This window comes from Bordetella tumbae (assembly GCF_965139195.1).
GTDB lineage: Bacteria > Pseudomonadota > Gammaproteobacteria > Burkholderiales > Burkholderiaceae_B > Bordetella_A > Bordetella_A tumbae.
This window is the reverse complement of sequence record NZ_CBCSJH010000027.1, coordinates 72,019-80,212: the sequence shown is the minus strand read 5'-3', so window position 1 is coordinate 80,212 and position 8,194 is coordinate 72,019. Positions and strand designations below refer to the sequence as shown.

The window sequence follows — 8,194 nt, the reverse complement described above, 5'->3', positions numbered from 1 at the left end:
GATTTAGTCCGCGAAGCGGACCGAGGCCCCTGGTCATGGGCCGAGTCCGTGCGATAGGCCCGGCGCCGCTTTTACACGGCGAGGCCTGGCGCCAAAAGAACCCTTATCCTCACCAGCAAACAACACCCTATCCCAAACGCCCTCCAACAGTCCGTTCCCCAATCGCCAACCCCACCGTCATCCCCACCCCCGAATGCATCACCGCAACGGTGGTAGCCTCATCAACCGGCATCACGGAAAACGGCGCTGGCCCATGCGCCCCATACACCCCTTGCCAACGCTCCACCACCCGTAGCCGCGCCCCCAACGCCTGCGAGGCCAGCTCGAGCATTGCGTTATCCACCGCCTCGTCATTGAACGGCGGCGCATCCTGCCCATAGCGATGCGAGTCACCGATGATCAATTCGCCATAAGGCGTAGGACTGATCAAAAGGTGAATCCCATTCTCGAGCAAATATGGCGAACGCTCCTGAATGATGTCGCGCAACACCTGCGCCGAGGGCAAATCAGAAAACGCCCCATAGTGCACACATGACAGCCCCGTCAACACCGGACGATCCAACTGCTCGATAGGATTGGACTCGAATACGGCACGCAACATTTGCAGCCGCGTCACCTCCAGATCCATCGGCGCGAACAACTCTGGCATCAACGTCAGATAATCATGCCCCGGGCACACAAACACGTGTCCGCCCTGAAAATCCCCCACCGTAGTACTGACAAGACCGCCCTCCACTGCACGCGCCAATGTGCCGGTGATGAACGTCACCCCCAACGACTCCGCCAGATAGCGTGTGATGGCTGGCAATGCTTCGCGCGAATAGATCTGCAGATCGTCGTGCCCTTGTATCGCGGCGCAATGATGTGCGAGCCTGCCGCCATATAGACGGGCGACCTCGCGGCTGGACAATAGCTGTGCACGATAGCCTTCCTGGTGCAATCGCGTATCCGCAAATTCCTGCAGTACGTCCGCCTCATCGGCGTTACGCGCCAGCACGAGCGCGCCGTTGGCACGCACATGAAATCCGGCCTTTGCAGCGAGTTCCAGCCAGAGTTCGCGCGCCTGCTGCGCATGCGACAACATCATGCCGGGCGACTGCCCCGTGACGATGACCTGGCCAAAATTGCGGACGGTGGCCCCGTGCGCCTGACGGCTGCGCTCGATGACGGCCACAGACAGGCCGCGCTTGGCCGCGGCCCAGGCGTGAGCGACACCGAGCATGCCGGCGCCGACCACGATGACGTCGAAGTTTTTCATTTCCAAATAAACCTGATTTATTTCTTCTTGGCTTCGGACTTGCCGTCGTAGCGCTTGGTCCACTCCGCGATGATGCGGTCACGATTGGTGGCGGCCCACGTGAAATCGTTCTTGATCATGCGCGAGCTCAAGTCTGCCGGCAGATTGGGATTCGCCGTTGCAATGGACGGAATCGCCAGCACGGCAAAGTTCGCTTTGTACAACTCGTTGGCTTCGCGGCTGGCCGAGAAATCCGCCAGTTTTTTCGCAGCGTCCAGATTCTTGGTTCCCTTGACGATCGCGGTCGCCTCGACTTCCCAGCCCAGGCCTTCCGAGGGAAATACGGCCTCGACGGGCGCGCCATCGGCTTTCAACTTGGCCGCGCGATAGTCAAACGAGATGCCGATCGGAAACTCGCCGGCAGCCGCCATGTTGCAAGGCTTGGAGCCCGAGTGCGTGTACGAGCCGATGTTTTTGTGCAAGGCATCCATGAACGCCCAGCCTTTTTCTTCGCCAAACATCTGCAGCCACGCACTCACATCCAAGAAGCCCGTACCCGACGAGGCCGGATTCGGCATCACGATCTTGCCGGCGTATTCGGGCTTGGTCAGGTCTTGCCATGACGCGGGCTTGGGCAGTTTCTGCTTTTCGGCTTCGATGGTGTTAAAGCAGATCGCGGCAGCGAAACCATCCATGCCGACCCAGCTCGGCTCGGCCTTGGCATCGCGCATGTTGGCGGCGATCTGATCCAACCCCTTGGGCGCGTAAGGCTGCAACATGCCTTCGCTGTCCATCAAACCCAGCGACGTGCCTGCCAAGCCCCAGACTACATCTGCTTTCGGATTGGCTTTCTCCGCCAACAATTTGGCGGTGATGATGCCGGTGGAGTCCCGCACCCATTGAATCTTGATGTCGGGATTGGCCTTTTCGAACGCGGCTTGGTAGGCCTTGATCTGATCGGCTTCCAGCGCGGTATAAACGGTCAGCGTAGTAGCAGCCGAGGCGGCACCCATGACGCCGGTCAGTGCGGCGGCCAGGGCGAGTAGCGTGTAGTGTTTCATCTTTTACTCCGATAGATTCCGGCATCGCCGGGCAGGAAAAGGGGGCAGCCGAATGGCTGCTGGATTGATCAGATTCGGGGAATGCTTTATCGAGTCAGTACAGACGTCGCTCAGAGGCTCAGGGACGCTGGCCAGCAGCCAGGCGTGACTCGATGTCGATAATGACGGCCGGCAAATCGGCCACGGTATCGATCAGAAAATGCGGGGCAGCGCCAGACAGCTCTTGGTTGGCGCGCGTGCGCGCGGTATCACGGCCCGCTGCATCCAACTGCTGATATTCGTCTAACGTCAAACCGGCGGCGTTACCCGACAGCAACAGGCCAACCGTCCACATTCCTGCGCGACGCCCTTCTTCGATACCCGGCGCGGTATCGTCGACCTTGACGCAACCGGCCACGTCCGCGAGGCCTAATTCCACGACATTTTTCAAGGCCATCGCGGGCGCCGGACGGGCACGCGGCACTTCGTCGCTGGCAACAACATATTCCGGTCCGATGCCTTCGGTGGCGGCACGCTCGATGACGCGATCCATCACACTGCGGGGATAACCCGAGCACGAGCCGATTTTCAAACCTCGGTCACGCAAAGTGTTCAACACCTCGACGGCTCCGGGAATGGCGGCGGAATACTGTGCCACTTTTTCCAACTGCATCGGCAAGAAACGTTCGTAGATCGCCGTCACGTCATCGTCGGTGGGCAGATGGCCGAACTTTGCCTCGTATTGACTCGCAATCGCCGGCTCGTCGCACAGCGTGCGAATGTGATCCCATTTGCCCATCCCCATCGGGCCACGGGCCTGCTCTAGCGAAACCTCCACGCCGAACTGCGCGAACGCCTCGACAAAGACTTTGGTCGGCGCAAAGGAGCCGAAATCGACCAGGGTGCCGGCCCAGTCAAAAATCACCGCCTCCAGGCGGACGGGCAATGACGGTACTGTCATGATAGGTATTCCAGAAAAATTAGACGGAGACAGGGCGGCGCCACGCTTGCGTACGTGCCACCAGCGCGCGGCTGGCCACATGCATCAGCAGAGCCGCAACAGCGGAACTGGCCATGATCACCGTGCACATCGCCGCAGCGGGCCCAATGAATCCGGCATCGTCCATGTTCAACACCGCCACGGCTGCCAGCACCGTAGACGGGCTATACAAAAACACCACCGCAGAGACGGTCGTCATCGACGACACGAACAGATAGCGAGCGATATCCAGCGCCGCGGGCAAACACATCGGCAAGGTCACCCGCAAAAAGGTGGTGACGCGCGGCACTTTCAGCGAGGCAGAGGCCGCTTCAAATTCGGGATCCAATGCGTTCAGCGCCGTAGCCGCAGTCAGGTGAGCGCTGGTATAAAAATGCACCACTGTGCACAGCACCAATAACGGCATCGTCCCGTACAACACATTCAACGGATTCGATGGGCTATTGAAAAAGAAGATATAACCCAGCCCCAACACCAATCCCGGTACCGCCATCGGCATCAGCGCCAGCATGCCGACCAAGCCACGCAAACCGCGCGCCGCCACACCACGGACGGGGACTTTTTCCATCATCCACGCGCCGACGAAAACCACCATGGTGCCGACCACTGCAGTGCAGAACGCCAGCTGCAGACTATTGCGCCATGCCAGCCAACCGCCCCCGTCCATATTGTCGAAATCATACGAACGCAGTGACATGGACAAGTTATATGGCCACATCTTGACGAACGACGCCCAGACCGCCACACCGATCATCAACAGCAGGAACGCCGCCACGATGCTGGCCAATGTCAGGAATACCGCGTCACGCTTGCGATTGATTTCTGCCACGTACGGCTGTGCCCGGCCACTCACCTGCGCGCCTTGACGAGCACGCAGACGGCGATCCAGCACAAAGGTCAGGATCGCAGGCACCAACAGCATGATGCCGATGGCCGCGCCCTTGGGAAAATTCTGCTGACCGACGACCGCCTTATAGGCCTCCATGGCCAGGACGTTGTAGTCGCCGCCGACGACCTTGGGCACGCCAAAGTCCGTCACCGTCAAGGTAAAAACCACGCAGCAGGCGGAAAACACCGCATAACGCGTCCCGGGCAACGTGACCGTCCAGAATGTACGCAATGCGCCAGCGCCCATCGCACGAGTCGCGTCATAGAGCCGGCCGTCGGCCAGAGCCAGGCCGGTCAGCAGAATCATGAGCGCATGAGGGAACGTATAGAACGCCTCGCCGAGGACAATGCCCCAGAACCCGTAAATCGTGACGCCGCCCAGCAACTCTTTCAGCAAACCCTGGTTGCCCAGGAGGTACACCAGCGCGATCCCCGGCAACAGCGAAGGCGCCAACAACGGCAACAGCGCGATCGTACGCAGCAGGCTTTTGCCCACGATACGCGTGCGAGTCAGCGCATAGGCAAACGCGTACGCGCAGGGCACGACCACTGCCATCGTCACCACGCCAACGGTCAAACTGCGCGCCACCATCGCAAGGAAACCGTCGGCCCCGATGATGCCCGCCAATACCGACAATCCCGCCCAATTGCCGTCACTGTCCATGACAGACTTGGCCAGAATTCCCAGCAGCGGCAGCGCCAGGAAAATCAGCAGGCCGAGCACCAACGCACCCTGCCCCGCGTTCAGGCCCCACGTACCAATCCAGGCGGGCATGGGACGTCTGCCCAACGATGGCACGGCACCCGCCGCAGCGCCCCGTGTTCCCATTGACAACGTATTTCCAGACGGCTCCATCATCGCAGACTCAAGCGTAGGCGCGTATCGCATAGCGAGGCAGCTCCACCCAGCAACGGCTGGCAGCGTGAGGACCCAGCAGGGCATCTCCGATTTCAGGGGAAACGATGGAATGCAACGTCGTACCGGGCACACCGTCCAGACGCAGCGCCAGACGATAGCTGCGGCCCAGGAACACACCGTCCAGCACCTCGGCCAACACGGCGTTGGGCTCGTCGGGACGAACCGTACTGACACGCACTGCCTCCGGGCGCACAAAGAGTTTGCCGGCATCGAGGTCCAGCGCCGACTCCACGGCCAGCTCCTGACGCCCTACCCGCGCACGATGCGCATCCACACGCTGGAACGGCAGCCAGTTGGCCTCGCCCACGAAATCGGCGATAAATGCCGAACCGGGCTGGCGATACAGTTCGCGGGGCGTTCCATACTGCTCGATCACACCGCCATTCATGACCGCAATACGATCCGCCATGACCATGGCTTCCTCCTGGTCATGGGTCACCATCAGCGTGGTAATCGACAAACGTTTTTGCAACGCGCGCAGTTCAACGCGCAAATGCTCGCGCACCCGAGCATCCAGCGCGGACATGGGCTCATCCAGCAGCAATAACGACGGCGACGGCGCCAAGGCACGGGCCATCGCGACCCGCTGCTGTTGTCCGCCGGAAATCTGCCCCGGATATTTCTTTGCCGCTCCCTCCAGTCCGACCAGCGCCAGCATCTCCTCGACACGATGCTCTACGTGCTTGCGATGCGCGCGCTTGCCACTGAGGCCATAGGCCACGTTCTGGGCGACGGTCAGATTGGGAAACAGGGCATACGACTGAAACAGGATGCCGTAATCGCGCTCCTGGGGCGGAGCCTGGGAAATATCACGCCCCGACAACACGATCGTGCCACTGTCCTGCCGCTCCAGGCCTGCGATGGCGCGCAGCAAGGTAGTTTTGCCGCAGCCCGACGGCCCCAGCAGGCAGACCAGCTCGCCCGCACGGATATCGAGCGACACATCGGCCAACGCCGTATGCACGCCGAATCGCTTGACGACATGCCTGACAGAAAGAAATGCTTGGCCGGGTTGGGGCATAGTGCCTCCACGTAAAAGATGGAGGCAGTATGAGAACCGCGTATTGTGTGTTTATGACACTACGCAAAAATGTCGTAATAGAAATATCAAATAATTTTGGTTTACTTAGGGGTTGGCCTCACGTCCCTATTTAGGGCCACGGGATCTGCCCCTGTGCGGGACAGCGCTCCTGGCCCAACGTGCGGGCTTTTGCCTCATTGAAATTCAGAACACTGTGCTCGTTGCCGAACTCAAATCTTTTTACGCCGTCGCCCGCTGGGGCACTGTCACCAAGGCCGCCGCGCAGTTGGGGATCAGCCAGCCTACTGTCACCGGCCAGCTGCGCCAACTGGAGTCCCGCTACGGCATCGAGCTGTTTTATCGCCATGGGCGCAGCATGCACCTGTCCGATGCCGGCCAGCGCCTGATGCCGCTGGCAGAAAAACTGGTCCAGCAGGAAACCGAGATCGATTTTTGGCTGCGCGATGCCAGCGACCTGCGTGAGGGCCACCTGCGTGTCGGCGCCACCGGGCCGTTTTACATCATGGATACGGTGCAGCGGTACAGCCAGCGGTATCCGGGAATTGACCTGACGCTCACCATCGGCAACTCGCAGGCCATGTTGCAGGCCCTGCAGGATTACCGTATCGAGGTTGCGACCTCATCGTATCTGAGCGACGAAAAACATTTTTATCGCCGGATGATTGCCGCCGACCCGCTGCGCATCGTGACGCACCGCGAGCATCCCCTAGCCCGCCGCAGCCAGGTCCAGTTATCCGATCTGTCACGTTACGCCCTGCTGCTGCGCGAACCGGGCTCGATGACCCGGAAATTGACCGAAACCGCGCTCGAGGCCGCGGGAGTCACCGTCGCCCGCATCCTGGAGATCGGCAGCCGCGAATCGATACGCCAGGCCATTCTGTGCGACCTGGGTGTCAGCCTGATTCCCTCACGCGAGGCCCCGACGCATCCCGACCTGGTCACGCTGGCAATTACCGACGCGACCATCGTGATGAATGAATACCTCTATTGCCTGCGCGAACGCCAACCCGTGCAATTGATTGCACGGTTCCTGGAAATGGCACCCACGGCGGGCTAAGAAGACCGCACCGACGTCTCAATCGTCACACGTCGCGCGCGACGGGACGGGCCGAATCACTGCACCACTCGCTCCATGAGCCGGGGTACAGGCGTGAGCCAGCCAATCCCGCGACCTCCATGGCCAGCAGATTGTGGCAGGCCGTGATCCCCGAGCCGCACTGATGCACGATCGTGGCGGGATCGCGCTCGCCTAAAAGTGCCGAGAATTCGGCGCGCAACTGCGCCGCATCCTTGAATCGCCCATCTGCCTGCAGGTTTTCGCCATTGGGGCGATTCAATGCGCCCGGAATATGGCCCGCCACGGGATCCATCGGTTCAACCTCGCCACGATAGCGATTCGCTGCGCGGGCATCCAGCACAGTAAAAGCCGGCGCGGCCAGATTTGCCAGTACTGCGTCAGCATCGACGGTATCGGCCAATGGCTGGCCCAACAGTGAGGCATTTTCGGTCTGCTCGGCATGGGACACTGCCGTGCTAGCGTTGGTGGGGCTCTCCGTGCTCGTGGGCAAGCCCGCCGCCGTCCATCCCTGCCAGCCGCCATCCAGTACGGCCACACGTTCGTGCCCCAGCCAGCGCAGCATCCACCACAGATGAGCAGCAAACATACCGCCGCTGGCGTCATAGGCCACGACAAGGGTATCCGGCCCCACGCCATGTGCGGTCAGCAATGCGGCCAGTGCCTCGCGCGTAGGCAGAGGATGGCGGCCGTTTTTTCCCGTGCGCGGTGCGGCGAGCTCGGCTTCATGATCCAGATAGCGCGCCCCAGGGATATGCCCCTGCTCATACGCACGCCGCCCCGCGGCATGGTCCATCAGGTCATGCCGCACATCGAACACCCGCAGATCGGAAGAACCCAGACGAGCAGCAAGTTCGGTCGCGGAAATCAAGGTCGTAGTCATCCGTTGTCCCTCCAGCAAATCAAAAAANGCCCCCACGCCGCGCCTTCGGCTTGCTGCCCCCCAAGGGGGCGTTTTTGCCTTGGGGCGGCCCTGCGCCAAAAAAAGCCCCC

The 8,194-nt window shown here is 61.0% G+C and carries 7 protein-coding genes; 1 reads left to right on the top strand and 6 read right to left on the bottom strand.

Going from position 1 to position 8,194, the window contains the following annotated elements; all coding sequences use genetic code 11:
* Window positions 1–127: 127 nt before the first annotated feature.
* From ACNA0J_RS22000 to ACNA0J_RS21980, 5 genes are all read right to left on the bottom strand, one after another.
* Entirely contained in the window at window positions 128–1,258 is a 1,131-nt protein-coding gene (locus ACNA0J_RS22000) for a TIGR03364 family FAD-dependent oxidoreductase (protein ID WP_415821025.1), read from the bottom strand.
* A 17-nt stretch (window positions 1,259–1,275) separates the two neighbouring features.
* Window positions 1,276–2,298 (bottom strand): putative 2-aminoethylphosphonate ABC transporter substrate-binding protein, encoded by a 1,023-nt coding sequence (locus ACNA0J_RS21995; protein ID WP_415821024.1) that lies wholly within the window; start codon window positions 2,296–2,298, stop codon window positions 1,276–1,278.
* Window positions 2,299–2,416: 118 nt separating this feature from the next.
* A complete protein-coding gene (gene phnX / locus ACNA0J_RS21990; protein WP_415821023.1) occupies window positions 2,417–3,238 on the bottom strand; it encodes a phosphonoacetaldehyde hydrolase in 822 nt (273 codons plus the stop codon).
* 19 nt (window positions 3,239–3,257) lie between these two features.
* Window positions 3,258–4,994 (bottom strand): putative 2-aminoethylphosphonate ABC transporter permease subunit, encoded by a 1,737-nt coding sequence (locus tag ACNA0J_RS21985; RefSeq protein ID WP_415821028.1) that lies wholly within the window; start codon window positions 4,992–4,994, stop codon window positions 3,258–3,260.
* Between the two features lie 37 nt (window positions 4,995–5,031).
* A complete protein-coding gene (locus tag ACNA0J_RS21980; RefSeq protein ID WP_415821022.1) occupies window positions 5,032–6,105 on the bottom strand; it encodes a putative 2-aminoethylphosphonate ABC transporter ATP-binding protein in 1,074 nt (357 codons plus the stop codon).
* Between the two features lie 214 nt (window positions 6,106–6,319).
* Here ACNA0J_RS21980 and ACNA0J_RS21975 point away from each other — a divergent pair, with 214 nt between their 5' ends.
* The gene (locus tag ACNA0J_RS21975; RefSeq protein ID WP_415821021.1) at window positions 6,320–7,183 is read left to right on the top strand and encodes a LysR family transcriptional regulator; all 864 of its coding nucleotides are present in this window, start codon (window positions 6,320–6,322) and stop codon (window positions 7,181–7,183) included.
* Between the two features lie 25 nt (window positions 7,184–7,208).
* On the opposite strand, the gene ACNA0J_RS21970 is transcribed toward ACNA0J_RS21975, so the two are convergent.
* Window positions 7,209–8,084, bottom strand: coding sequence for a sulfurtransferase (locus ACNA0J_RS21970; RefSeq protein ID WP_415821027.1), 876 nt, complete (start codon window positions 8,082–8,084; stop codon window positions 7,209–7,211).
* Window positions 8,085–8,194 lie beyond the last annotated feature (110 nt).